The sequence below is a fragment of the Methylobacterium sp. 22177 genome (genome assembly GCF_052045615.1).
GTDB lineage: Bacteria > Pseudomonadota > Alphaproteobacteria > Rhizobiales > Beijerinckiaceae > Methylobacterium > Methylobacterium radiotolerans.
On record NZ_JBQEPK010000002.1, the window covers coordinates 370,526 to 395,824 of the forward strand.

A 25,299-nucleotide genomic window follows, 5' to 3' on the forward strand; every position below is an offset into this window, starting at 1 on the left:
GGCTCAGACCCGGCGGGGGTCGCGCTCGCGCACCTGCTCGGCCTGCAGACCGTTCAGGTAGCCGGTCAGGCGGCCGCTGACCGCCGGATCGGCGCACTGCACCCAGAGGGGCGCCGGGAGCGCGCGGACGGGCAGGCGCAGCAGGAAGGCCTCGGCCGAGAGGGCCGCCTCCCGCTCGGAGGCGGCCGCCAGCAGGCGCGCGCCCGCCCGCGTGCCGATCAGGATCGCGATCGTGCTCATGGCAGCTCTCCCGGCAGCTCTCTCGGCACCTCTCCGGGCCGCGCCCGTGCGGGACAACGGCGCGCGGGTCGCGGGCGTTGCACGGCGCGCCAATCTGCGCGGCCGCCGGCATGGCCGCCAGCGCGGCCCTCAGCTCGTCGGCCGGACGCAGAGCGGCTCCCGGGCCAGCGCCAGGGTGAACGACCACAGGATCCGGCCGACGGAATCCGTCAGCACCGCCCCGGTCAGGAGCATGTTGGCGGCGGTGCGGCACAGGTCGCGGGCGTTGCGGATCGCCGTCTCCGCGTCGTCCGCCTCCAGGCAGTCGCTGGCGAAGGCGAGGCCGCAGCGGCCGTCCGCGTGCTCGAGGGTGCGTCGGAGGTGATAGGCCGGCATCGCTTGGACCACCGCGAGGCGAATCACCGGCCGCCCGCGGCGCGGGCGGGAGCCGGCGCGCGAGGCTAGCGCCGCCGCGCGCCGGCGCGACTGATCCAGATCAAGTCGACGCGCATTCGCCGCCGCCCCGCCCCGGCCCGGTGTCGCAGGCTGTCGCAGGGTACGCCCGGCGCCGCCGGCCGCTGCGGGAGGTCCGCGCGAGGCCGTGCCGGGTCTTGTTCCAGCGCAGCGGCGCGCGGACCAGCTCGATCAGCGCCAGCCACGCGGCCAGGCTGACCAGCAGGAAGTAGACCGGCATCCACGGGACCGACCGGGCGAGATCCCCCCAGCCGCGGCGGGCGCAGCCGACGAGGGCGGGCAGGACCAGGGCGGCGAGCCCCGTCCCGAACAGCGTGATGGCGAGCCCCGTGGAGAGGTTGTCCAGGAAGACGGGGGCGGCCGGGATCTCCAGGACCAGGAAGGACCACGCCGCCGCGGCGAGGCAGACCGGGTAGGCGAGCGCCGAGACCACCGTCCCGGGAACCAGGGCGGCGGCGCAGAGCGTCTCCAGGCCGCCGAGCCTGCGGGCGTTGGCGAGGGGGCGCCGCCCGTGGGTGAGGCTCGTCTGGACCAGGCCCTTCAGCCAGCGGGTGCGCTGGCCGAGCCAGGGCCCGAGGCGGGCCGGCGCCTCCTCGAAGGTGGGGCTGGGCAGGTCGCCGACCGTGTAGCCCGCCAGCGCGAGGCGCAGGCCGAGATCCGCGTCCTCGGTGACGTTGTGGGCGTCCCAGCCGTGCAGCGCCCGCACCACGTGGGTGCGCAGGTGCATCGAGGTGCCGCCCAGCGGGACCGGCAGGCCGCAGCGGGCGAAGGCCGGGTTCAGCACGTCGAACAGCCCGGCATATTCCAGGGCGAAGGCGCGGGCGAGGCGCGAATCGCCGGCATTGTCGATCACGAGCCGCCCCTGGAGGCAGGCGGTGCGCGCGGGCAGGCGCGCGAACAGGGCGGCCGCCAGCCGCAGCTGCCCGGGATCGGGCACGTCCTCGGCGTCGTAGACCGTGAGCAGGGCGCCGCGGGCCAGCGGCAGGGCGGCGTTGAGCGCCCGCGGCTTGGTGCGCGGGCCGCCCGGCGGCACCGTGATCACCTCGAACCGGGCCGGGAGGGTGTCGCGGGGGAGGGCCGCGGCGGTCTCCGCGTCGTCCGCCTCGAGCAGCAGCTTGATGTCGAGCTTGGCGGCCGGATAGTCGAGGGCGGAGAGCGCCCTGAGCAGGTCCGGCACCACCGCCGCCTCGCGGTGGAGGGGGACGAGGACCGTGTAGACCGGCAGGTCGGCCTCGGCGAGGGGCGCGACCGCCTCCGCGGCCACCGGGGCCGCGATGGCGAGGGCCGCGATCCGCAGGGTCGCCATGGCCAGGAACAGGACCTGCCCGGCCGTCATCGCCGCGCGCGCCAGCGGGGCCGGCAGCGCCGCGCACAGGCAGAGCGCGGCGGCGGCGGCGAGGGCGAGGACCAGCAGCCAGCGGAGGGCCGGCTCGGGGGCGGCCGCCCGCTCGGGGCTGTGCCGCCGCAGGTCGTGCGCCGCGTGATCGGCCACCTGCCCGGGCACGGACGCGAACACGGCCTCGCGCAGGCGGGTGGGGCTGGTGATCGCCGGGACGGCGGCGCGGCCGGGTACGCGGCCGGGTACGCGGCCGGCCGCGTCGAGGAGGTCCGCGATCGCCCGCCCGCGGGGCGCCAGCACCCAGGGCGCCACCGCGCCCGGCGCCAGCGGCGCGAGGCCGGCCACGAGGCTGTCGGGGAAGCGCAGGCCCAGGCCGAACGGGATCGGGCCGTCGAGGAAGGGGGCGCCGAGCGCCCGGGCCAGGGCCGCGTAGTAGGCCGATTCGGCGATCAGGCCGGCATTCATCAGCGCGGTCGCCGCGTCGGTCCCGGCCGCGGCCGCCGCGGCGGCCGCCCGGACCAGCAGCCGCCCGTCGACGCCCTCGGCCAGCAGGAAGGCGATCTCCGGCGGCAGGGCCTCCGGCCCCGCGGGCGGGCGCTGGAACGACACGCCGCGCGCTCCCCCGGTGGCCCCAGGACGTGGTAGAGGAGGGGGGTGAGCCAGTCCCCGCCCCCGCGCTCCGAGAGGAGCACCACCCCGTCCCGGTCGTCAAGAGACGATAGGACAGCCATCCCATCCCGGATCGCGGCGGCCGCGGTCGCGGCACTCCTCGCGGGGCCGGCCGGCGCCGCGGCGCCCCCGGCCGCGCCCGCCCCTGCAGCTGCCCCTGCCACCGCCGGGGCCGCGGGCGGGACCGCGACCCCCGCCGTCGCGGTCCCGGATTTCTGGAACCCGCGCAGCCGGGGCGAGCGGATCGAGGCGCCGCAGACCGGGCGGGCGGTCCGCTTCCTCACGGACGACGAGTTCCCGCCGCTGCACTTCGCCGGCCCCGACGGCAACCCGACGGGCTTCGTGGTCGAACTCGCCCGGGCCGTCTGCGAGAAGCTGACGATCACCTGCACGGTGCAGGCGCGCCGCTTCGACACCCTGCTCGACGCCCTCGACGGCAAGCAGGGCGACGTGGTCGCGGCCGCCATCCCGCTGACCGCGCCCCTGCGGTCGAAATTCCTGGCGACGCGGCCGTATTTCCGCTGGCCGGCGCGCTTCGCGGCCCGGACCGACAAGGGCCTGCCGGTCCCCTCGGCGGCGGCGCTCGCCGGCCGCAGCGTCGGGGTCATCGCCGGCAGCGCCCACGCGGCCTACCTGAAGGCGTTCTTCCCCAAGGCCGTGCCCAAGGACTTCACAGACCTCACGGCGGCCGAGAGCGCGCTCAAGCGCGGCGAGATCGACTACCTGTTCGCCGACGGCCTGAACCTCGCCCTCTATGTCGGCGGCCAGGACGCGGAGAATTGCTGCGCGCTGACCGGCGGCGACTACCTGGAGAACCGCTATTTCGGGGAGGGGATCGGCCTGATCACCCGCCAGGAGGACGCGGCCCTGTCCCGGGCGCTGGACGACGCGCTCCAGCGGGTCTGGGACGACGGCAAGTACACCGAGCTGTATCTGCGGTTCTTCCCGGTGAGCCCCTTCTGAGGGCTTTTATCGCGCGCGGGGATCCTGCCCGCCGGGCTTCGGCTGCCGGACGGCACCATGACGGACCTGCTCGGGAAGGCCGCGGGCGGCGCGCGGCCTGTCCCCGGACCTTCAGGAGAGATCGCCCGCCTCATGCTGGCCTCGGTGGGCGATGAGGGCTCGATTTACCGTTCCACCCCGGAGGCGGCGGCGGATCAGGACGAAGCCGACGCCGAGGAGGCTCGCGGCGAGTCTGCACCGATGCGGAGGTGGATGCCGTCCGGGCGCGGTATGGGCTCCGAGAGCCTGTCTGACTCACGACCTCCCATCCTCGCCCTCATCCCGAGACGCCGCGCGGCGGCCTCGGAGGAGAGCTCCGGCCAGCGCAGCGGAGGGCTCCTCGGGATGAGGGCGAGGATGGGCGATCCGGAATTCGGGCCTCGGCCCGGCCCGATCAGGAAGCCGAGCGGATTAGGCGTGCGCCTGCCGAGCCGGGACCAGGTGCGCGGTCACAGGCCTCGCGCGCGGGCCGGCGATGGAACCCCGCAATGCACCGCCGGGCGTTCCGCTCCGATGCGAACCGCTCTAGGGTGCGCGCGCCCTACCCGCGTTCAGCCCCGAAGATCACCCCCGACGACATGCCCGCCGCTCCGCCTGCCCTGACCCTCGACGCCGACATCATCGAGGCCGCCGCCAACGCCGCCGCCTGGCCCTTCGAGGAGGCGCGCAAGCTCGTGGCCCGGCTGGAGAAATCCGGCAAGACCGAGATCCTGTTCGAGACCGGCTACGGCCCCTCGGGCCTGCCGCATATCGGCACGTTTGGCGAGGTCGCCCGGACCTCCATGGTGCGCCACGCCTTCCGGGTGCTCACCCGGGACGCGGTGCCGACCCGGCTGATCGCCTTCTCGGACGACATGGACGGGCTGCGCAAGGTTCCCGACAACGTCCCGAACCGGGAGATGCTGGCCGCGCACCTCAACCAGCCGCTCACCCGCGTGCCGGACCCGTTCGGGACCCATGACAGCTTCGGGGCGCACAACAACGCCGAGCTGCGCCGCTTCCTCGACGCGTTCGGGTTCGCCTACGAGTTCCGCTCGGCGACCGAGTGCTACCGCTCGGGCGTGTTCGACGCGACGCTGCTGCGCGTGCTGGAGCGCTACGACGCCGTGATGGAGATCATGCTGCCGTCGCTGCGGGCCGAGCGCTCGGCGAGCTACTCGCCGTTCCTGCCGCTCCACCCGGTCACCGGCCACGTGATGCAGGTGCCGATCGACGAGGTGAAGGCACAGAGCGGCACGATCGTGTGGCGCGATCCCGCCACGGGCGAGCGCTACGAGACCCCGGTGACCGGCGGCCACGCCAAGCTGCAGTGGAAGCCCGACTGGGCGATGCGCTGGGTGGCGCTCGGCGTCGATTACGAGATGGCCGGCAAGGACCTGATCGACTCGGTCAAGCTCTCCGCCAAGATCGCCCGGGCGCTCGGCGGCGAGCCGCCGGAGGGCTTCAATTACGAGCTGTTCCTGGACGAGAAGGGCCAGAAGATCTCGAAGTCGAAGGGCAACGGCCTGACGATCGACGCGTGGCTCACCTACGGCACGCCGGAATCGCTGGCCCTGTTCATGTACAACAAGCCGCGCGAGGCCAAGCGCCTGTTCTTCGACGTGATCCCCCGGCACGTCGACGAGTATATCGGCTTCCTCGACCGCTACGCCGGCCAGGACGCGAAGCTGCGCCTCGGCAACCCGGTCTGGCACCTCCACGCCGGCAACCCGCCGGAGCCCGAGCGGGTCGAGGGCGCGAGCCTGACCTTCGCGATGCTGCTCAACCTCGCGGCGGTCGCCAACACCGAGGATCCGGCGGTGCTGTGGGGCTTCATCCGCCGCTACGCGCCGCGGACCGGTCCGGAGACCCATCCGGGCCTCGACCGGCTGGTGAAGCACGCGCTGAAGTACTTCTCGGACTTCGTGCGGCCGGCCAAGACCTACCGGGCGCCGACGCCCGAGGAGCGGGCGGCCCTGGAGGACCTCGCGGAGACCCTCACGGAACATGCCGGCTCCACCGATCCGGAGGCGCTGCAGGCGGCGGTCTACGAGGTCGGCCGGCGCCACTTCCCCGACACGTCCGGCAAGGCCAAGAGCCCGGACGGGCGGCCCGGCGTGTCGCAGGCGTGGTTCACGAGCCTCTACAACGTGCTGTTCGGCGAGGCGCGCGGACCCCGGTTCGGCTCCTTCGTGGCCCTCTACGGCGTCGACGAGACCCGCGGCCTGATCGCCGCGGCCCTGTCGGGGGCGCTCGTGGCCGAGCACGCAGCCTTCGCGGCCGGCAAGGCGGCCCCGGTCGCGTGAGGGCGCGATGATCGTCGACGATCTCGCCGCCCTGGAGGCGATCTACAGCGCGCCCCTGGCGCCCGCCTCCACGGTGAAGGTGGCGGCCGCGATCACGCCGGACTACGCGGCGCTGATCGCGGCCTCGCCCTTCGCGGTGCTGGCGACCGCCGGCCCCGAGGGGCTCGATTGCAGCCCGCGCGGGGACCAGCCGGGCTTCGTGCGGGTCGCCGACCCGCGCACGCTGATCCTGCCGGACCGGCGCGGCAACAACCGGATCGACTCGCTGCGCAACATCGTGCGCGATCCCCGGGTCGCGCTGCTGTTCCTGATCCCCGGTTCGGGCACGACGCTGCGGGTGAACGGGCGGGCGGTGATCTCGGCCGACCCGGATCTCCTCGCGTCCTTCAGCGTGGACGGCCACGCGCCGCGCACCGCGATCGTGATCACTGTGGAGGAGATCTACTTCCAGTGCGCGCGGGCGATCATCCGGGCGAAGCTGTGGGATCCGGACACCCGCGTCGACCCGGAGAGCCTGCCGACGCCGGGGGCGATCCTGGCGGCGCTCACCGCGGGCGCGGTCGGCGGTGCGCGCTACGACGCGGACTGGCCGGAGCGGGCGGCCAAGACGATGTGGTGAGGGCCGGCATCCGCGACACGCCGCGATCGTTGCCGGTGCGCCTCCGCGAAGCCATCCCGCAGCGCCACGTCCGCCGATGTCGCGCCGCGCCAAGTCGCCCCGCTCCGCTCGCGAGGACGGAGCGTCCCCTCACCCCACCAGCGCGAGATCCTGCGTCTCGGTGTCGGGGATGACGTCGACCTCGACCTTGAGGCGCTGCTTGCCCGAGCCGCTGACGATGCCGTCGACCGGCGCCACGTCGCCGTAGTCGCGGCCGCGGGCCACCACGATGTGGTCGTCCCGCACCGCGACGCCGTTGGTCGGGTCGAGGCCGAGCCAGCCCGCGCCGCACCAGACCGCCACCCAGGCGTGGCTCGCATCCGCCCCGCGCAGGCGCGGCCGGCCCGGCGGCGGCACGGTGCGCAGGTAGCCGCTGACGTAGGCCGCCGGCAGGCCCATCCCGCGCAGGGCGGCGATCATCACGTGGGCGAAGTCCTGGCAGACCCCGGCCCGGAGCGCGAAGGATTCGGCGAGCGGCGTGGAGACGGTGGTCGCCTTGGAATCGAAGCGGAAGTCCCGGCCGATCCGCAGCATCAGGTCGTGGGCCGCCCCGTAGGCGCTGCGCCCGGCGGCGAAGCTCGGCCGGGCGTAGTCGGTGATCGCGGGCAGCAGCGGCACCCGGGTGCTCGGGAACAGGAAGTGCACCGGCGCCCGGCCGCCGAGGTCGCGCCCGGCCAGAACGGCGTCGCGGACCCGCTCCCAGGGCATCCCGGATTCCGGCGGCGGCGGGGCCGGGCGCTCGACCCGCACGGTGGAGAGCGCCTCGACGCTGAAGGCGGTGTGCGGCGTCTCCAGGGTGATCGCCACCGCGTCGATCCCGAGATAGTCGCGCCGCATCACCGCGCGGGCGGGGCTCGGGTCGATCGTGACGGCGCTCGCCAGCACGCTCTGGCCCTCGCAATCCTGCGGCTTGAGCCGCAGGGTGCAGCGGGCGAAGTGCACCGGCCGGCCGTAGCGGTAGGCGGTGCGGTGGCGCAGCGTGTAGATCACGCGAGCCCCGTCAGCTTCTCGGGGCGCAGCGCGTTCGGCCCGGTGGGGAAGTAGCGGGCCGCGATGCCGTCGGCGAGGCGCTCCAGGTCGGTCGCGAGGGCGGTGAGGCGCACGGCGTCGAAATCCGCGGCCTCGCCGCTGCGCAGCTCCGCCAGGATCCGGGTGGCGAGCCGGCACTGCGGTTCGGGGATCCCGTCCGCGGCGAGCGCCGGCAGGTCGGCGAGGTGCCGGGTGATCGCCTCGGCCTGGAAGGCGATCGAGCGCGGGTTGTAGGGGTCGAGCAGCACCATGTCGCGGACCGGGTCGAGGGCCGCCCCCTGCAGGTAGCGCCGCCCGTAGCTGATCTGCGAGTCGCACAGGGACAGCATCACCCCGAGGCAGCCGGGAGTCGCCTCGTCGTTGGCGAAGGCCAGCGCGAAGGCGCCGGTGTTGATCGCCCGCTCGATCCGCCGGCCGAGCTCGATGAAGTGCCAGCCCTCGGCCCGGCTCATGTTCTCGTGGGTGAGGCCGGCGAGCGCCGCGAGCTGGCTCAGCGCCCGCTCGGCGCGGCCCGCGAGCTGCGACTCGGTGAAGGCCCGCTCGGGGTCGAGGGACAGGAACTCGTTCAGGTCGGCCAGGACCCGCCACGCCTCGCCGGAGAGGCGGGCGCGGAGCGCGGCGGCGTTGCGGCGGGCCGCGAGGATGTGGGACCGGGCCGAGCCCGACCGGTCGCGCCCGGAGAGCGCCTCCTGGGCGAGGCGGGCGGTGGGCAGGTCGGCGGCACTGACGGCGCCCCACTCGTGCAGCAGGGCCCGGAGCGCCAGGGCCGCCGGCGTGTCGAGGGCGCCCGAGATGTCGGTCCCGACCGCGTCGCCGACGCTGCGCAGGTGGGCGAGCACCAGCCGGATCACCGCCTCGCCGCGCTCCAGGTAGCGGCCGAGCCAGAACAGGCCGTCGGCGGCCCGGGCGGGGAGGTGGCCGCCGACCCGCCGCACCCGCGGGGCCGCCTGCGTGCCGATCAGGGGCGCGGCGACCGGCTCCTCGGACAGGACCCAGACGTCGGCGGAGCGGATGCCGAGCCGCAGCTCGATCGGGTCGACGTCCTCGCGCTCCGAGACCCGGCAGAAGCCGCCGGGCATGACCTGCCAGCCGAGCGGCGTGCGCGCGGCGAAGACGCGGACCACGAAGGGGCGGGGCGTCAGGAACAGGCCGTCCGGGCCGCGCTCCCAGCCCGGCATGGTCGAGAGCGGCGCCGCCTCCTGGGCGACGTAGTCGAAGGGCCGGTCGCGCAGGGCCGCCACGACCCGCTCCCGCTCCGCCGCCAGGACCGGGCCGGCCAGGATCGCGTCGCGCCCCGCCCCGCGCTGGGGCGTGGCGGCCGGGCGCAGGGTCAGGCTGTCGAGGTTGGCCCGCGCGTGCGCCAGGCCCTCGAGGTCGCCGCACCACCACGTGCGCGGGTGGCCGAGCCGCAGGGGCTCGCCCAGCACCCGGCGGGCGATGCCGTCGAGATAGGGCGCGAGCGCGGCCGACTCGACGAGCCCCGCGCCCGGCATGTTGGCCATCACCAGGGAGCCGTTGCGCAGGGCGTCCAGGATGCCGGGCACGCCGAGCCGCGAGGCCGGGTTCAGCTCCAGCGGGTCGAGGAAGTCGGCGTCGATCCGCCGCCACAGGGCGTCGGCGCGCTTCAGGCCCGAGACGGTGCGCACGTGCAGGCGCCCGTCCCGCATGACGAGGTCGTCGCCCTCCACCAGCATCAGGCCGAGATAGCGGGCCAGCGCCGCCTGCTCGACGTAGGTGCTGCTGTACGGGCCGGAGGTCAGCAGGCAGATCCGCGGGTCCGAGCGCTCGGCACCGAGCGCCAGGCCGTCGCGGAACGCCTGGAAGAAGGCCGGCAGGCGCTCGACGTGGAGGTCCTGGAAGAAGTCCGGGAAGGTCCGGGCGAGGACCATGCGGTTCTCCAGCGCCCAGCCGAGGCCCGAGGGCGCCTGCGTCCGGTCGGCGAGCACCTGCCAGCGCCCGTCCGGTCCCCGGCCGAGATCGGCGGCGTAGAGCTTGAGGTAGTGGCCGCCGGGGGGCGCGACCCCGTGGAGCGGGTGCAGGAACTCGGGCGTCCCGGCGACGATCGCGGCGGGCAGGAGCCCCTCGGCCACGAGCCGCCCCTCCCCGTAGGCGTCCGCGAGGATCGCCTCCATCAGCTCCGCGCGCTGGACGATCCCGGCGCTGAGCGCCGCCCATTCCGGTCCCTCGATCACGAGGGGCAGGCAGCCCAGCGGCCAGGGGTGCTCGCGCTGGTCGCCGGCGATGCGGAACGAGATGCCCGCGTCCCGGATGTGCCGCTCCGCCGCGACGAAGCGGGCCATGATCTCCGGCTCGGTGAGCCCGCCGAGGCGGTCGAGCAGGCGCGGCCACGCCCCGCGGGGCGAACCGTCGGGGCCCAGGAACTCGTCCGGCCGGCCGGGGGCGGGGCGGTAGCCCGCGCACCAGCGGGCGACGCGCTCCCGCGCGCCCTCCGGCCGCTCGGCCCGGCCGCGGCTGCCCGCGAGCGCCGCCTCCATCACGGATCCCCGGTCATTGCGGGGCCGGCGTCCGCAGGTCGAGGGTCAGCGGGAACTCGGCGCTCGATTCCGGGCGGGGCATCTCCACCCGACCCGGCGTGTGGCCGTTCGGCTGGAACCGGGCGAGGCGCCGGCCCTCCGCCTCGTAGGCGTTGACCGGATGGGTCTCGTAGTTGCGCCCGCCCGGATGGGCGACGTGGTAGCGGCAGCCGCCGAGGGAGCGCCCGCTCCAGGCGTCGAGGATGTCGAAGGTCAGCGGCGAGTGGGCCGGGATGGTCGGGTGCAGGGAGGAGGCCGGCTGCCACGCCTTGAAGCGCAGCCCCGCCACGGCCTCGCCGCCGCGGCCGGTGCCGGTCATGGGCAGGCGGCGGCCGTTGCAGGCGATGACGTGCCGCTCGGGCACGAAGCCCTCGACCCTGACCTGCAGCCGCTCGACCGAACTGTCGACGAAGCGCACGGTGCCCCCGCTGGTCCCTTCCTCGCCCATCACGTGCCAGGGCTCGAGCGCCTGGCGCAATTCCATCCGGACCCCGCCCTGCTCGATCGTGCCGAAGACCGGGAACCGGAACAGGGCCTGCGCCTCGAAGGCGACCGGATCGAAATCGTACCCCGCCGCCCGGAGATCCTCCAGCACCGAGAGGAAGTCGGACCAGAGGAAATGCGGCAGCATGAACCGATCGTGGAGGTTCGTGCCCCAGCGGACACAGCCGCCGGTCTGCGGCTCGCGCCACAGCCAGGCCACGAGGGCGCGGAGCAGGAGCTGCTGCGCGAGGCTCATCCGCGCGTCCGGCGGCATCTCGAAGGCGCGGAACTCCAGCAGGCCGAGGCGCCCGGTCGGGCCGTCCGGCGAGTAGAGCTTGTCGATGCAGATCTCGGCCCGGTGGGTGTTGCCGGTGACGTCGACGAGGATGTTGCGGAAGATCCGGTCGACCAGCCAGCGCGGGATGTTGGGCGCGTCCGGGGCCGGCACCTGGGCCAGCGCGATCTCCAGCTCGTAGAGCCCGTCGTGGCGGGCCTCGTCCATGCGCGGCGCCTGGCTCGTGGGCCCGATATAGAGGCCCGAGAACAGGTACGAGAGCGCCGGGTGGCGCTGCCAGTAGAGCACGAGGCTCTTGAGCAGGTCGGGCCGGCGCAGGAACGGGGAATCGTCCGGCGTGACGCCGCCCATGACCACGTGGTTGCCGCCGCCGGTGCCGGTGTGGCGCCCGTCGGTCATGAACTTCTCCGCGCCGAGCCGGGTCTGCCTCGCCTCAGCGTACAAGTCGGTGGTGATGGCGACCGCCTCCCGCCACGAGGCGGCCGGGTGGACGTTCACCTCGATCACGCCCGGATCGGGCGTCACCTTGATCACGCCGATCCGCGGGTCGTAGGGCGGCTCGTAGCCCTCGAGGTGGATCGGCAGGTTCAGCTCGGCGGCGGCCGCCTCGAGGTGGCCGGCGAGTTCGAGATACTCGTCGGCGCGCTGCACCGGCGGCATGAACACCCGCACCACCCCGTCGCGGGGCTCGATCGACAGGGCCGTGCGCACCGCCACGCCGGTGACGCCGGCACCGTTGGCGACCGCGCCGGGATGCCCGTCGGGGAGGGCGGCGCGGGGCTCCAGCGGGTCCTGCGGCTGATAGTAGGGATAGTGCTCCGGCGGCACGTAGGGCAGGGACGACAGCGGCAGGCGGAAGCCCACCGGGGAATCGCCCGGCACCAGGAAGGCGGCCCCGCGGCGGAACTCCCACTTCTCGGAGATCCAGACCCTGTCGGCGTCGCCGTCACGGCCGGTCGGCAGGCTGGCGAGCGGCAGGACGTAGCCCGCGGCCTCCCCGAGGCCGCGGGCGTAGACCCGCCTGATCCGGGCGTCGAACTCCGCCGAGCCGGACCGGGCCGCCCCGGGCGTGACGTTGACCGGCAGCGCCGCGGTCTTCTTCTCCCAGAGCTCCCCGTCCTCGAAGGCCGGGAAGACGTAGTCGGCGAGGCCGAGGCGGCGGGCCAGCGCGCCGGCGAGCGCCTCGGCCTGCGCGATGGTGGCTTGTCCCGCCTCCCCGGCGACCACCTCCGGCGCGATCAGGTCCGGGTCGCGCCAGATCGGCTTGCCGTCCTTGCGCCAGTAGAGCGCGAAGGCCCAGCGGGGCAGGCTCTCGCCGGGATACCACTTCCCCTGGCCGTAATGGAGCAGCCCCCCCGGGCCGAACCGGTCGCGCAGGCGCCGGATCAGCCGGTCGGCGAGCCCCCGCTTGGTCGGGCCGACGGCCGCGATGTTCCACTCGGGCGACTCGAAATCGTCCACCGACACGAAGGTCGGCTCGCCGCCCATGGTCAGCCGCACGTCCTGCGCGACGAGGTCGGCGTCGACCCGCTCGCCCAGCGCGTCCATGGCGGCCCAGACGGCTTCCGGGAACGGCTTGGTGATCCGCGGCGTCTCGGCGACGCGGGTGATGGTCATCTTGAAGTCGAACGTGGTCTCGGCCGGCTCGACGGCGCCGGAGATCGGCGCGGCCGCGTGGTAGTGCGGCGTCGCGGCGAGCGGGATGTGGCCCTCGCCGGTGAGCAGACCCGATGTGGCGTCCATCCCGACCCAGCCGGCGCCCGGCAGGTAGACTTCGGCCCAGGCGTGCAGGTCGGTGAAATCCGCCGCGGCGCCGGTCGGCCCGTCGACCGCGGTCGTGTCGGGCACGAGCTGGATCAGGTAGCCGGAGACGAACCGGGCGGCGAGCCCGATCCGGCGCAGCACCTGCACGAGCAGCCACGCCGAGTCGCGGCAGGAGCCGCTCTTCAGCCGCAGGGTCTCGGCCGGGGTCTGGACGCCCGGCTCCATCCGGACGCCGTAGGCGGTCTCCCGGGCGATCAGGCCGTTCAGCGCCACCAGGAACTGGACGGTGCTGGGCTCCTCCGGGAGACGGGCGAGCAGCGCCTCCATCTCCGGACCCTCCGCGTCGACGGGGGTGAGGTAGGGGGCCAGCTCCTCGGCGAGACCGCGATCGTACGCGAACGGCCGGACCTGCGCGTAATCCTCCACGAAGAAGTCGAACGGGTTGATCACCGCCATGTCGGCGGTGAGGTCGACCTCGATCTTCAGTTCGTCGGTCTTCTCCGGGAAGACGAGGCGGGCGAGCCAGTTGCCGCTGGGATCCTGCTGCCAGTTCAGGAAGTGGTTGGCCGGCGTCACCGTGAGCGCGTAGGCCGGGACCTTGGTGCGGGCGTGCGGGGCCGGACGCAGGCGGATCACCTGGGGGCCCAGGCTGATCGGCCGGTCGTAGCGGTAATGCGTGACGTGGTGCAGGGCGGCTTTGATCGACACGATGGCTCCGTCGAAAGGATCGAACGCGGTCGCGCCGCCGGTCCCTGGCGCCGGCGCCCGCCGCACGGTTACGCGATACGGCCCCGCCGACAAGCAATTTCCGTGCGGCGGGCGGGCACCGCGGCGCCTGGCAGGAACTTTGCCGCCCGGCCCCGCTTGACCGGAAGGTGGGTCGGCCGCCGGCCCGGGACCGCGCGATGAAGATCTTCCAGTGCCAGGCCTGCGACCAGCCGGTCACCTTCGAGGCGACCGCCTGCGAGAGCTGCGCGCGGCCGCTGGGCTACGCCTGCGCGGTCCACGAGGTCTCGGCGCTGGAGCCGCAGGGCCTCTCGGCCCACCCGCTGATGGGCGGGGCGCAGGTCTTCCACGCCTACGCGGATCCCGGCCGGCGCTACCGGCTGTGCAACAACGCCCTCGCGCAGGCCTGCAACTGGCTGGTGCCGGAGGACAGCCCCGACATCTACTGCACCGCCTGCCGCCACAACCGCGTGGTCCCGGACCTGTCGCAGCCCTGGAACCTCGCCCGCTGGCGCCCGATCGAGGCGGCCAAGCACCGGCTGTTCTACTCGCTGCTGCGCCTGGAACTGCCGCTCGCCACCCGCGCCCAGTACACGGACGGGCTGGCCTTCGACTTCCTGGTCGACCCCTCCGAGAGCGTCTCCGGCGGGCCGCCGGTGCTGACGGGCCACATCAACGGCCTGATCACCATGAACATCGCCGAGGCCGACGACGTCGAGCGGGAGCGTCGCCGGATCCTCTTCGGCGAGCATTACCGCACCCTGCTCGGCCATTTCCGGCACGAGATCGGGCATTACTTCTGGTACCTGCTGGTGCTGAACAGCCCCTCCTGGGAACCGTTCCGGGCCCTGTTCGGCGACGAGCGGCTGAACTACGTCCAGGCCCTGCAGGACCACTACGCCAGGGGCGCGCCGGCCGATTGGGACGAGGCCTACGTCTCGGCCTACGCCACCGCGCATCCGTGGGAGGATTTCGCCGAGACCTTCGCGCATTACCTGCACATCGTCGACACGGTGGAGACCGCCTCGACCTTCGAGCTGCACGTGCGCCCGCGCCTGCGCCAGCGGGGGCAGTCCGGGCCGCCGGCGCCGACCGTGATCGATTTCGATCCCTACAACACCCTGGATCTCGACCGGCTGATCGCCGCGTGGCTGCCGCTCACCTACGCGATCAACTCGCTGTCCCACAGCATGGGCCAGCCGGCGCTCTACCCGTTCAAGCTGACGCCCGCGGTGATCGCCAAGCTCGCCTTCGTGCACGAGCGGATCTACGCCTCCCGCACCGGCACCCTGCCGGATGCCGGCGAGGCCGGGGCCGAGATGCTCCGGGCGGTGATCCTGGGCCTGCGCCAGAAGGTGGCGGCGCCGACGGTGTGAGGGCCGGAGAGGGGCGCCTCACGCCCCCCCGTGCCGCTCCGCGAAGGCGCGGAACGCCGCGAGCGTCTCGGCGCTGACGTGGTGCTCGATCCCCTCCGCGTCCCGCCGGGCGGTCTCGGGGCTCACCCCCAGCGCGCACAGGAAGCGCTCGACGATGCGGTGGCGCTCCCGGGCCTGCGCGGCGAGCCGGCGGCCGGCCTCGGTCAGGAACACGCCGCGATAGGGCCGCTGCTGCACGAAGCCGTCCTCGCACAGGCGCTTCAGCATCTTGGCGACGGTCGGCTGCGCCACGCCGAGCCGGGCCGCGATGTCCACCTGCCGCGCCTCGCCGCCGTCGCCGATCAGGTCGTCGATCAGCTCGACGTAATCCTCCACGAGCTCCGAGCGCCGCGCCTCGCGGGCCTGGCGGAAGCTCTCCACGTGGCGCTCGGGATCGACCAGCACGGTCTCGGGCGAGCCCGGCTCGGACGGTTCCTGCATCGGCTCTCCCCCACCACGGCCCGCGCGGGCCGCCCCGGCCCCTGTCTAGCAAACACCGCCCCCGGGAGGGGAGTCCCGCGGAGGCGGTGCAGGCCCCCGGAATTCCGGCCCTGACTCCTGACCCTGGAATCCCGATCCTGGAATCCCGATCCTGGGATCCGGACCCTTGAATCCCGGCGCCGAACCCTGAATATAGCCTCCGCTATATCTTTGAGGAGAGGGTGAGCATGGTGGCGCCGAACGCCGCGACGGCCCCCGGGCGCGCCGCGCCCGGGGCGATGAGCCGGCGGACCGAGGGCGCGATCCGCGACGTCCTCGACGGCCGTCCCGGCGGCCGGGCCCGGTTCCTGCTGTTCGCCGGCCCCGCCGTGACGGCGTCGATCGCCTACATGGACCCCGGGAATTTCGCGACCAACATCCAGGCCGGCGCCCGCTACGGCTACGGCCTGCTCTGGGTGGTGCTGCTCGCCAACTTGACGGCGATGCTGTTCCAGGCCCTGTCGGCCAAGCTCGGCATCGTCACGGGCAAGAACCTCGCCGAGCATTGCCGGGACGCGACGACGCGCCCGGTGCGCCTCGCCCTGTGGGGCATCAGCGAGGTCGCCGCCATGGCGACCGACCTCGCGGAGTTCCTCGGCGGCGCCATCGGCCTGTCGCTGCTCACCGGCATGCCGCTCATGGCCGGCATGGGCATCACCGCGGTGGTCACCTACGCGATCCTGCTCCTGGAGAACGAGGGCTTCCGGCCGCTGGAGATCGCCATCGGCGCGATGGTCGGCACGATCGGCCTCTGCTACGCGGTCGAGCTCCTGGTCGCGCCCGTGGCCTGGGGCGAGGCGGCCAAGGGTCTCGTCACCCCGCGGATCCCGGACGCGCAGGCGCTCACCATCGCGGTCGGGATCATCGGCGCCACCGTGATGCCGCACGCGCTGTTCCTGCATTCGGGCCTGACCCAGGGGCGGGGCAATCCCCGCACCGAGGCCGACCGGCGCCTGCTGGTGCGCTACTCGAACCGCGAGGTGGTGGTGGCGCTGCTGCTGGCGGGCCTCGTCAACATGGCGATGGTGATCATGGCGGCGGCGGCCTTCCACGTCGGCCACAGCGAGGTGGCGGAGATCGGCGAGGCCTACCGCACCCTGACGCCGCTCCTCGGGCCCGCCGCGGGGGCGGCCTTCCTGGTGTCGCTGCTCGCCTCCGGGATCTCCTCCTCGGTGGTGGGCACGCTCGCCGGGCAATTGGTGATGCAGGGCTTCACCGGCTGGCGCATCCCGCTCCTCGCCCGCCGGCTCGTGACCATGCTGCCGGCCTTCGCGGTGGTGGCGATCGGGGTCGACCCGACCCAGGCGCTGGTCCTGTCGCAGGTGGTGCTGTCGCTCGCCCTGCCGGTCCCGATGGTGGCGCTGGTGGTGTTCACCCGCCGCCGCAGCGTGATGGGGCCCTTCGCCAACGGCCCGCTCACCCAGGCCGCCGCCGTGGCGGGGGCGGCTCTGGTGCTCGCCCTCAACATGGTGCTGCTGGCGGCGGCCTTCGGGCTGCCGGTGCCGGGGCTGGAGTGAGCGCCCCCTGACGGCCCCGCTCAGGTCGCCCGCACCACCACCTCCACGAGGTTGGCGCCGCCGGACCGGATCCCGGCCTCGATCGCCGGGGCGATGTCGGCGGCCCGGGTCACCCGCCGGGCCGGCACGCCCATGGAGGCGGCCAGCGCCGGGAAGTCGACGCGCGGGTCGGTGAGGTCCATGGCGATGAAGCGGTTGGCGCGCACCGAGGCGTAGTGCGCCTGGCCCTTCATGAAGGTCTTGAGGATGTTGTACTCGGCGTTGTTGATCACCACGAAGGTGACCGGCAGCTTCTCGTGCGCCGCCGTCCACAGCGCCTGGGGCGAGTACATCGCGGCCCCGTCGCCCACGACGCAGACCACGGGCGCGCGGTCGAGGCCCAGGGAGAAGCCCACCGCGGCCGGCATGCCCCAGCCGAGCACGCCGCCGCGCATCGCCGCGTACTGGTGCGCCGAGGGGCTGTCGAGGAAGGTGCGCAGGTGGGTCAGCGTCGCGGGCGCCTCGTCCACGATGGTGGTCTCGGCCCCGACCGCGCGGGCCACCTCCCGGGCGGCGACCAGCGGCGCGATCACCGGATCCTCGAAGGCCGCGTCGGCGGCGGCGGCGAGCCGCGCCCGCCGCTCGGCCCGGGCAGTCACGGCCTGACCGCGCAGCTGCTCGAAGGCGTCGGCCCGGTCGGCAAGGCGCGGGGCCAGCAGCGGCAGCAGGGCGTCGAGCGAGGCGCGGATGTCGCCCACCGTCGACAGGCAGGTGGCGTAGGTGCGCCCGAGGTCGCGCACGTCGGCCGAGAGCTGGAACACCTGCACCCCCGGCGGCACCGCCGAGACCTCCGAGTAGAGCACGGTGATCAGCGACTTGCCGCCCAGCGCGAACACCGCGTCGTAGCGCCCGAGGATGTCGGCGATGGCGTCGGCACGGGTCGGCAGGTTCCCGGCCCAGAGCGGGTGCGCGGTGGGGAACGGGATGTGGGCCGGCCAGGACGAGCCGTAGACCGGCGCCGCCAGCAGGTCGGCGAGCGCGACCATCTGCGCCGAGGCGTCCGAGGCGTCGATCTCGTCGCCCGCGATCAGGGCGAGGCGGCCCGGCGCGATCGCGGCGAGTCTCTCCGCCAGCCGGTCGAGGGAGCCCGCCACCGCCCGCTGGTCGATGGTCGAGGTCTCGCCGGCCGGCACCGCCGACAGCGCCTCCATCACGTCCATGGGCAGGGACAGGAAGACCGGGCCGGAGGGGGCGGCCCCCGCGTCGTGGAAGGCCCGGCGCAGCAGGATCGGGATCTGGTCGGGGCTCGTCACCTCGCGGGCCCACTTCATCACCGGGTCGGCGATGGCGACGAGGTCGCCCATCAGCAGCGGGTCGGTCAGCGCGTGGCGGAGATCCTGCTGCCCGGCGGTGACCACCAGCGGCGTGCCGGAGACCTGGGAATTCACCAGCCCGCCCATGGCGTGGCCGAGGCCGCCCGCCGTGTGCAGGTTGAGGAAGGCGGGGCGCCGCGCGCCCTGCGCGTAGCCGTCCGCCATGGCGACCGCGGTCGCCTCCTGCAGGGCGAGGATGTAGGCGATGTCGGGCGCCTCGGTGAGCGCGTCGATGAGCGGCAGCTCGGTGGTGCCGGGATTGCCGAAGATGTAGCGCACGCCCTCCGAGCGCAGCACCTCCACCAGGAGGTCGGCGCCCCGGCGGCGGCCGGCGGTCTCCACGGTCTCGATCGGCATGCCCTGTCCTCTCCGGGGGAATCAGCCGGAGGCTACCCCATGGGCGGACCGGGGCAATGCCGGCGCCGCCCCGCGCCGGGCGGCAACCGATCGGCAGCCTTTTCGGCGTAACCTCCGGCCGGGACGCGCCCGCGCCCCCGGGCGCAGGCCCGACGATCCACGCCACCGACCGGGACGAGACATCATGCGGATCGCGGCGCCCCTCGCGCTCCTCGCCACCCTGGTGGCGCCCCTGACAGCCCCCCTAACAGCCCCCCTGGGCCTCGCCGCGGACGCGCGGGCGCAGGGGCTCGAGCGCGGGGCCCGGGAGGGCGCCTCGCGCGGCGAGGAGATGGCGGGCCCCCTCGGGGCGATCGTCGGCGGCGCGATCGGCGCGGCCGTGGGCACGGCCAACGGCATCCTCGGCGTCGACCGGCGGGAACGGTTCCGCATCTACGCCCTCGGCGAGCGCCGCCCCTCCGTCGCGCTCGCGGGACCCGTGCGGGTCGGGACGGTGCTCCCGGAGGACGGCATCGTGTACTACGATGTCCCGCGGGAGTTCGCCTTGCCGGATTACAGCTACACGATCGTCAACGACCACCCGGTTCTCGTCGATCCGCGGACGCGCCGGATCGTGGAGGTGATCGACTGACGGCCCCGGCGGGCGGCGCGGGGCCCGGGGATCCGGCGCGACGGAGAGGACGATCCGATGCCGAGAAGGCGGGGGGGCCGGGCCGCGCCCCCGGCGACCGGCCCGGTGACGCGGTGAGCGCGCGCGGCGCCGCGGGCGCCGGCGATGCCGGGCGGCGGCACTGGTTCTACGACAGCCGGATCCTGGTCTGCACGTTCTGCCTGCTCGCGGTCATGGTCATCTTCTGGCAGGTGAGCCGGTTCGAGGGCTTCCAGCCGATCTTCACCTGCGCGCGGGATCAGGACGTCGACCGCGACCTGCTCTCCGTCGGGATGCGCGCCTGCATGGGCGACGCGCCCTCGCAGGCCGCCCAGGCGCGCTGCATGCACGTGGTCTACCTGCTGGCCTGCACGGACGAGCGGTGGCGCTGACGCCGCCGTGCACCACCGCGCGCGGGCGCGGCGGGCGGCCCTGCAGCCCCGGCGCGAGGCTGCGCGCGGGGGACGCCGCGGCCCGTCCGCGGCGGGGCGGATCGTGTCCGCGCGGATCGCGCGGTTCCGGGGCGGGCTCCGCTCAGGCGCGCAGTTCCGCCACGAAGGCCCGGATGAACGGCGGCAATCCGTCGAGGTCGCGCAGGCACAGGGTCAGGTCGCGCCGCGCCCAGGCATCGGCGAGGGGCACCACCGCGAGGGCGAGGCCCTGCGCGGCGCGGGCGGCGGCGCTCTCGGGCAGCACCGCCAGCCCGACCCGCGCCTCGACGAGCCGGCAGACGGCGTCGAAGCCCCGGAGCTGGACCCGCAGGCGCATCGGCCGCCCCTCGCGCACCGCCTGGGCCACGAGGAAGCGGCTGATGGCGCTGCGCCGGTCGAGGCCGACGAGGTCGTGGCCGAGCACCTCGGCGAACGGGATCGTCCCGCGCGCCGCCAGGGGATGGTCCCGGGCCGCCACCAGCACGAACCGGTCCTCCCGGAACGGGAAGGTCTGCAGCGAGCCGGTATCCACCGTGCCGGACAGGATCCCGAGGTCGGCCGCCCCCTCGGCCACCAGCCCGACGATCTCCTCGGAGGTGCGCTCGTCGATCTCGACGCCGATCCCGGGGTGATCGGCCAGGAAGGCCGAGAGCGCCTCCGGCAGGAACTCGGTCAGCGCGTTGGTGTTGGCCAGCACCCGGATCTGGCCGAAGGCGCTCCCCGAGAAGGCCGCCATCTCCTCGCGCAGGCGCTCCACCCCGGCCAGGACCTCCCGGGCATGGACGAGGAGCGCGCGCCCGGCCGGGGTCGGGCTGACGCCCTGCCGGCCCCGGGTCAGCAGGGCGGCCCCGAGGGATTCCTCCATCAGCCGGATCCGCGTCGAGGCAGCCGCCAGGGCGAGGTTCGCCCGCGCGGCCCCGTGGGTGATGGAGCCGGCCTCGACCACGTGCCGGAACAGGCCGAGATCGACGAGATCGAACCGCATCATCGCGAAGGCGCCTCCCGCCGCGCCGTCCGGCCGGCGCGCTCCGGGCCGATCCGGGCCGCCCGGGACCCGTCCGGATCCGCGTCTCCGTCGGGGGGCTGCGCGGCCGCGTCAACCCCGTCGCCCCGGGGCCGCGCCGCGGCCGCCGCGGCGATCCCGGTTACAGACGCGCCGATCCTTCAGGTGCCCCGGACCGGACGAAGACGGCGCTCCGCGTGTCGATCGCCGCGGCCTCATCCGTCTCCGACAAACGAAGACCGGAATTCATGACCACAACGACCGTGAGTAAAATAAATCTTGTCAGTATAGCCGAGAGCGACGATTTACCGCCCGTTAATACCGCATACTTCAATGCTACTCGACAGTCTTGCGAGGCGTCGCGGCGATGGTCCCTGTGTCGACATACTTGGCCCGGCGGCCGCCCCGGGACGGCCTGCGGCGTCCCGGCTCCGGGCCGTCCGGGCGGGCGCGCCGGCCCGGGAGCCGCTGATGGACGCGCTCCTCGTCGACGACAGCGCCACCATGCGGATGCGGCTGCGCCTCCTCCTGGAGGCCAAGCCCGACGTGTCCGTCACCGATCACGGCGACCCGGTCGCCGCCATGGTCGAGGCGCGGACGCGGGCCTTCGACCTCGTCCTGGTCGACTGCCACATGCCCGGCATCGACGGGATCGCCTTCATCCGGCAGATGCGGACCATCCCGCACTACGCGCAGGTGCCCATCGTGATGGTCACCAGCGACATCTCGGACGCGGTGCGGCTCGCCGCCCTGGAGGCCGGGGCGACCGATTTCCTCGACAAGTCCATGCAGGGCGTCGAGCTCACCGTCCGCCTGCGCAACCTGATCCGGCTCGCCCGGGCGGTGCGGCGGCTGGCCGAGCAGGCGGCCTGGCTCGACGGCGAGGTGGAGGCCGCCCTGCGCCACATGCGCGAGCGCGAGGAGGAGATCATCTTCCGCCTCGCGCTCGCGGTCGAGTACCGCGACAACGACACCGGCGATCACACGTGGCGGGTGGCCCGCTACAGCCAGATCGTGGCCGAGGGCCTCGGGCTGGCGCCGGAGATCTGCCGCAACCTCTACCTCGCGGCGCCGCTGCACGATGTCGGCAAGGTCGGCATTCCGGACGGCGTCCTGCTGAAGCCCGGCCGGCTCGACCGGGACGAGTTCGACCTCGTCAAGACGCATCCGGCGATCGGTCGGCGCATCCTGGGCGGAAGCGCCTCCGAGCTGATCCGGCTGGCCGCGGAGATCGCCGAGTTCCACCACGAGAAGTGGGACGGCGGCGGCTACCCGCACGGGCTCGCCGGCGCCGCCATCCCCCTGTCGGCCCGGATCGTCGCGGTGGCGGACGTGTTCGACGCCCTGACCACGGCGCGGCCCTACAAGGACGCGATGTCCTTCGACGCGGCCCTGGACTGCATCCGCGCCGAGAGCGGCCGCCATTTCGACCCGGACTGCGTGGCGGCGTTCTGCGCGCGCTTCCCGGACATCCGCGTCGCCGGCGGGCAGAACCGGGCGGCGGTGCGGCCGAGCGCCGGGCCGGTCACGGAACCCTGGGCCCGGGTCCCGACCCTGCTTCGCGAGGTCACCCCGGCCGCGCCCGTCCCGACGGGGTGGCGCGCCGACGCCCTCGACACGCTCCTGAGACCGTCCCCGGAATCGTCCCCGGCACCGTCGGCGAACCCGGACGCGTTTGCGCCGTTGATCCCCGACCCGCACGGATCGCGGACGGAGCCGGACCATGACCCCGACCTGGAAGACGCTGCCGGAGATCGCCCTGGCGCACGGGATCTCCCTGGAGGATGCCCAGCGCCTCGTGGACGGGGCGAACTGCCCGAAGGTGTTCCGCGCGGACGGCACCGTCTACCTCATCTGAGCCCGTCCCGTCCGGGTGCGCCCGTCGCGGGTGCGTCCCACGCGGGTGCGCCCCGCGAGTCCGTGCCGGGCGGATGACGCCGGTCCCGGCGGGCCCTAACCTGCCCGCATGCGCATCGTCCACACGCCCGATTCGAGCCGGCACGACCCCGAACGCTACATGCGGCGCGGCGCGGCGATCCCGCATCCCGAGCAGGCGGCCCGCTACGCGATCCTGCGGGACGCGGCCGCCCGGGGCGGCCACGCCCTCGCCGAGCCGGCCGATCACGGCCTCGAGCCGATCCGCGCGGTGCACGACCCGGACTACGTGGCGTTCCTGGCCGAGGCCTGGGCGCGCCGGGACGCGATCCCCGGCATCGGCGACGAGATCCTGACCGGGTCCTTCGCCCGGCCGCAGATGCACCGGAAGCCCCCCGGCCTCCTCGGGCGCCTCGGCCTCTACACCGCCGACACCTCGACGCCGATCCGCGCCGGCACCTGGGCGGCGGTCTACGGGTCGGCGCAGTGCGCGGTCGCGGCCGCCGACGCGGCGCTGGCGGCGGGGCACGCCTACGCCCTGTGCCGCCCGCCCGGCCACCACGCCTACGCGGACTCCGCGGGCGGCTTCTGCTTCCTCAACAACAGCGCCATCGCGGCCGAGCGGATGCGCGCCGCGACCGGCGGCCCGGTGGCGATCCTCGACATCGACGTCCATCACGGCAACGGCACGCAGGGGATCTTCTACGCCCGCGCCGACGTGCTGACCGTCTCGGTCCACGCCGACCCGTCCGACTACTTCCCGTTCTTCGCCGGCTACGCCGACGAGACCGGCGCCGGGGCGGGGGCGGGGTTCAACCGCAACCTGCCGCTGCCGCCGGGCTCGGGCGACGCGCCCTGGCTCGAGGCCGTGGCGGCGGGCCTCGCGGCCATCGCCGCATACCGGCCCCGGGCCCTCGTGGTGGCCCTGGGCCTCGACGCCGCCGCGGACGATCCGATCGGCGCCCTCGCGGTCTCCCGGGCGGGCTTCGTCGGGGCCGCGGAGCGGATCGCCCGGGCCGGGCTGCCCACGGCCCTGGTCCAGGAGGGCGGCTACCTCTGCGCGGCCCTGCCGGACAACCTCGCGGCCTTCCTCGCCGCCTTCGACGCCGCGCGCTGAGACGCGCACCGCGCGCCGGCCCCGCGCCGGCCTCGCGCCGGCGCGACGCGCGGACACGATCCGCCGGCGTGATGCGATCGTGATCGCCGGAATGCCGGGCCGGCCAGCCGGATATGGTCGACCCGATGCCACAACCGACCTATCAGGGCGGGGCGGGCGCCGCCGACGCGTCCCGGGCGGGAGGAACGGGCGATGGACGCGGGCGACGTGGGCTTGCGCGGGGCGGCCAGCGCCCCGTGGTACGCGGGTCTCACCCGGCGCCACTGGCGGATCCTGTGGGGCAGCTATCTCGGCTGGATCTTCGACGGCTACGAGGCGGTGGCCCTGGTCTACGCCCTGCGCCCGGCCCTGGCCTCGATCCTCACCCCCGAGCAGGCCCAGGCCCCGGCCTTCTACGTGGGTCTCGCCATCGGCATCACCCTGCTGGGCTGGGGGATCGGCGGCCTGATGGGCGGGATCGCGGCCGACTATATCGGCCGCAAGCGCATGATGATGGTGTCGATCCTGGGCTACGCGCTGTTCACGGGGCTCACCGCCTTCGCGGAGAGCTTCGCGCAGCTCGCCGTGCTGCGCTTCATCACCGGGCTCGCCATCGGCTCGGAATGGTCCACCGGCATCGCCCTCGTGGCCGAGACCTGGCCGAACCGGGCGCGCCCGAAGGGCTGCGGCTTCCTGCAATCGGGCTTCGGCGGCGGCGCCGTGCTGGCCGCCATCGTGTGGGCCGTGCTCGCCGCCACCGAGCCGCTGGGCCCGGAATCCTGGCGGATCCTGTTCGCGCTGGGCGCGCTCCCCGCCTTCGTGTGCCTGTACCTGCGGCGGGCGCTGGAGGAATCCGAGCAGTGGATGCGGGCGCTCAGGGCGCAGCGCTGGGCGGCCACCGCGGAGGACGCGAACCGCGCCCCGCGGAGCGCGCGGCGCCCGTTCTCCCTGACGGAGATCTTCCGCGAGCCCGAGAGCCGGCGGCGGGTCCTGCTCGCCACGCTGCTGTCCTTCGCCACCACGGTGGGCTGGTGGGCGGTCTCGTCCTGGCTGCCGGCCTACACGGAGGGGCTCGCCAAGGCCGCGGGCGCGCCGGCCAATCTCTGGGGCCCGCGCATGGGCATCGTCTACAATATCGGGGCGATCACCGCCTACGTGATCTCCGGCTTCGTGGCCGACGCGATCGGCCGCCGCGCCTTCCTGCTGGTCACCTATGTCGGCTGCATCGCCACGTCGCTCGCCTGCTACCTCTGGACCGGCGGGCTGGTGCCGTTCATGGCGCTCGCTTTCCTGAACGGGTTCTTCACCCTGGGCTTCGCCTTCTCGTGGATGGCGATCTACCTCGCGGAGCTGTTCACCCCGGCGGTCCGGGCGACGGCGGCGAGCGTCGTGTTCAACGGCGCGCGGCTGATCGCCTGGATCTTCCCGATCATCGCCGGGCAGATCGTGACCGCCTTCGGGGGCGTCGCCGCGGCGGCGCTGACGCTCTCCAGCGTCTACGTGATCGGCCTCGTCGTGCCGTGGTTCATGCCGGAGACGCGGGGCCGGCCGCTGCCGGAATAGGGCGATCCCGTTTCCGCCCCGCCCTCTGGCGCGCCCGGGTCCGGCCGGACGCGGAGCGGCCCCCGACTCCGCGGGAGCCGGGGG

19 protein-coding genes are annotated in these 25,299 nt (G+C 74.3%); 10 read left to right on the top strand and 9 right to left on the bottom strand.

From position 1 onward, the window contains the following. Window positions 1-3: 3 nt before the first annotated feature. The 3 genes from ACTJK8_RS04140 to ACTJK8_RS04150 form a co-directional block, all read right to left on the bottom strand. Window positions 4-240, bottom strand: a complete 237-nt coding sequence (locus ACTJK8_RS04140; RefSeq protein WP_012318612.1) for a hypothetical protein — start codon at window positions 238-240, stop codon at window positions 4-6. A 129-nt stretch (window positions 241-369) separates the two neighbouring features. After that, window positions 370-615, bottom strand: a complete 246-nt coding sequence (locus ACTJK8_RS04145) for a hypothetical protein (RefSeq protein ID WP_012318611.1) — start codon at window positions 613-615, stop codon at window positions 370-372. A gap of 100 nt (window positions 616-715) precedes the next feature. Continuing rightward, window positions 716-2,641 (bottom strand): glycosyltransferase family 2 protein, encoded by a 1,926-nt coding sequence (locus ACTJK8_RS04150; RefSeq protein WP_440761563.1) that lies wholly within the window; start codon window positions 2,639-2,641, stop codon window positions 716-718. A gap of 45 nt (window positions 2,642-2,686) precedes the next feature. Here ACTJK8_RS04150 and ACTJK8_RS04155 point away from each other — a divergent pair, with 45 nt between their 5' ends. The 3 genes from ACTJK8_RS04155 to ACTJK8_RS04165 all read left to right on the top strand — a co-directional run bounded on the left by ACTJK8_RS04155 (window position 2,687) and on the right by ACTJK8_RS04165 (window position 6,607). Beyond that, the gene (locus tag ACTJK8_RS04155) at window positions 2,687-3,664 is read left to right on the top strand and encodes a transporter substrate-binding domain-containing protein (protein WP_024830440.1); all 978 of its coding nucleotides are present in this window, start codon (window positions 2,687-2,689) and stop codon (window positions 3,662-3,664) included. A gap of 617 nt (window positions 3,665-4,281) precedes the next feature. Further along, window positions 4,282-5,988, top strand: coding sequence for a lysine--tRNA ligase (locus ACTJK8_RS04160; protein WP_012318608.1), 1,707 nt, complete (start codon window positions 4,282-4,284; stop codon window positions 5,986-5,988). Window positions 5,989-5,995: 7 nt separating this feature from the next. Next, window positions 5,996-6,607 carry a pyridoxamine 5'-phosphate oxidase family protein gene (locus ACTJK8_RS04165; protein ID WP_024830442.1) on the top strand — a complete coding sequence of 204 codons (612 nt, stop codon included), beginning with the start codon at window positions 5,996-5,998 and terminating at the stop codon, window positions 6,605-6,607. A 129-nt stretch (window positions 6,608-6,736) separates the two neighbouring features. On the opposite strand, the gene ACTJK8_RS04170 is transcribed toward ACTJK8_RS04165, so the two are convergent. Genes ACTJK8_RS04170 through ACTJK8_RS04180 form a run of 3 tightly spaced genes read right to left on the bottom strand, consistent with a single transcriptional unit; the run spans window position 6,737 to window position 13,459 of the window. Beyond that, window positions 6,737-7,636 carry a transglutaminase family protein gene (locus ACTJK8_RS04170; protein WP_012318606.1) on the bottom strand — a complete coding sequence of 300 codons (900 nt, stop codon included), beginning with the start codon at window positions 7,634-7,636 and terminating at the stop codon, window positions 6,737-6,739. Continuing rightward, the gene (locus tag ACTJK8_RS04175) at window positions 7,633-10,170 is read right to left on the bottom strand and encodes a circularly permuted type 2 ATP-grasp protein (protein ID WP_012318605.1); all 2,538 of its coding nucleotides are present in this window, start codon (window positions 10,168-10,170) and stop codon (window positions 7,633-7,635) included. The genes ACTJK8_RS04170 and ACTJK8_RS04175 overlap by 4 nt, the downstream gene beginning before the upstream one ends. Window positions 10,171-10,183: 13 nt before the next feature. Then, the gene (locus ACTJK8_RS04180; RefSeq protein WP_440761564.1) at window positions 10,184-13,459 is read right to left on the bottom strand and encodes a DUF2126 domain-containing protein; all 3,276 of its coding nucleotides are present in this window, start codon (window positions 13,457-13,459) and stop codon (window positions 10,184-10,186) included. A 197-nt stretch (window positions 13,460-13,656) separates the two neighbouring features. Between ACTJK8_RS04180 and ACTJK8_RS04185 the strand changes: the two genes are divergently transcribed. Then, entirely contained in the window at window positions 13,657-14,853 is a 1,197-nt protein-coding gene (locus ACTJK8_RS04185; RefSeq protein WP_012318603.1) for a zinc-binding metallopeptidase family protein, read from the top strand. 18 nt (window positions 14,854-14,871) lie between these two features. Here ACTJK8_RS04185 and mntR read toward each other — a convergent pair whose 3' ends face one another. After that, window positions 14,872-15,333, bottom strand: a complete 462-nt coding sequence (mntR, locus tag ACTJK8_RS04190; protein WP_012318602.1) for a manganese-binding transcriptional regulator MntR — start codon at window positions 15,331-15,333, stop codon at window positions 14,872-14,874. 227 nt (window positions 15,334-15,560) lie between these two features. On the opposite strand from mntR, the gene ACTJK8_RS04195 reads away from it, so the two are divergent. After that, window positions 15,561-16,889, top strand: a complete 1,329-nt coding sequence (locus ACTJK8_RS04195) for an Nramp family divalent metal transporter (protein WP_012318601.1) — start codon at window positions 15,561-15,563, stop codon at window positions 16,887-16,889. Window positions 16,890-16,909: 20 nt separating this feature from the next. On the opposite strand, the gene ACTJK8_RS04200 is transcribed toward ACTJK8_RS04195, so the two are convergent. After that, the gene (locus ACTJK8_RS04200) at window positions 16,910-18,598 is read right to left on the bottom strand and encodes a thiamine pyrophosphate-binding protein (RefSeq protein WP_012318600.1); all 1,689 of its coding nucleotides are present in this window, start codon (window positions 18,596-18,598) and stop codon (window positions 16,910-16,912) included. A gap of 184 nt (window positions 18,599-18,782) precedes the next feature. On the opposite strand from ACTJK8_RS04200, the gene ACTJK8_RS04205 reads away from it, so the two are divergent. Both ACTJK8_RS04205 and ACTJK8_RS04210 read left to right on the top strand, forming a co-directional pair. Then, the gene (locus tag ACTJK8_RS04205; RefSeq protein WP_012318599.1) at window positions 18,783-19,229 is read left to right on the top strand and encodes a DUF1236 domain-containing protein; all 447 of its coding nucleotides are present in this window, start codon (window positions 18,783-18,785) and stop codon (window positions 19,227-19,229) included. Between the two features lie 113 nt (window positions 19,230-19,342). After that, window positions 19,343-19,639 (top strand): hypothetical protein, encoded by a 297-nt coding sequence (locus ACTJK8_RS04210; RefSeq protein ID WP_012318598.1) that lies wholly within the window; start codon window positions 19,343-19,345, stop codon window positions 19,637-19,639. Window positions 19,640-19,781: 142 nt separating this feature from the next. On the opposite strand, the gene ACTJK8_RS04215 is transcribed toward ACTJK8_RS04210, so the two are convergent. Next, entirely contained in the window at window positions 19,782-20,666 is an 885-nt protein-coding gene (locus tag ACTJK8_RS04215; RefSeq protein ID WP_012318597.1) for a LysR family transcriptional regulator, read from the bottom strand. Between the two features lie 486 nt (window positions 20,667-21,152). Between ACTJK8_RS04215 and ACTJK8_RS04220 the strand changes: the two genes are divergently transcribed. The 3 genes from ACTJK8_RS04220 (at window position 21,153) to ACTJK8_RS04230 (ending at window position 25,215) form a co-directional block, all read left to right on the top strand. Next, on the top strand, window positions 21,153-22,616 hold the full coding sequence (locus ACTJK8_RS04220) for an HD domain-containing phosphohydrolase (protein WP_012318596.1): 1,464 nt from the start codon (window positions 21,153-21,155) through the stop codon (window positions 22,614-22,616). Between the two features lie 31 nt (window positions 22,617-22,647). Continuing rightward, on the top strand, window positions 22,648-23,673 hold the full coding sequence (locus ACTJK8_RS04225) for a histone deacetylase family protein (RefSeq protein WP_012318595.1): 1,026 nt from the start codon (window positions 22,648-22,650) through the stop codon (window positions 23,671-23,673). Between the two features lie 192 nt (window positions 23,674-23,865). Continuing rightward, window positions 23,866-25,215 carry an MFS transporter gene (locus ACTJK8_RS04230; RefSeq protein ID WP_012318594.1) on the top strand — a complete coding sequence of 450 codons (1,350 nt, stop codon included), beginning with the start codon at window positions 23,866-23,868 and terminating at the stop codon, window positions 25,213-25,215. Window positions 25,216-25,299: the final 84 nt, after the last annotated feature.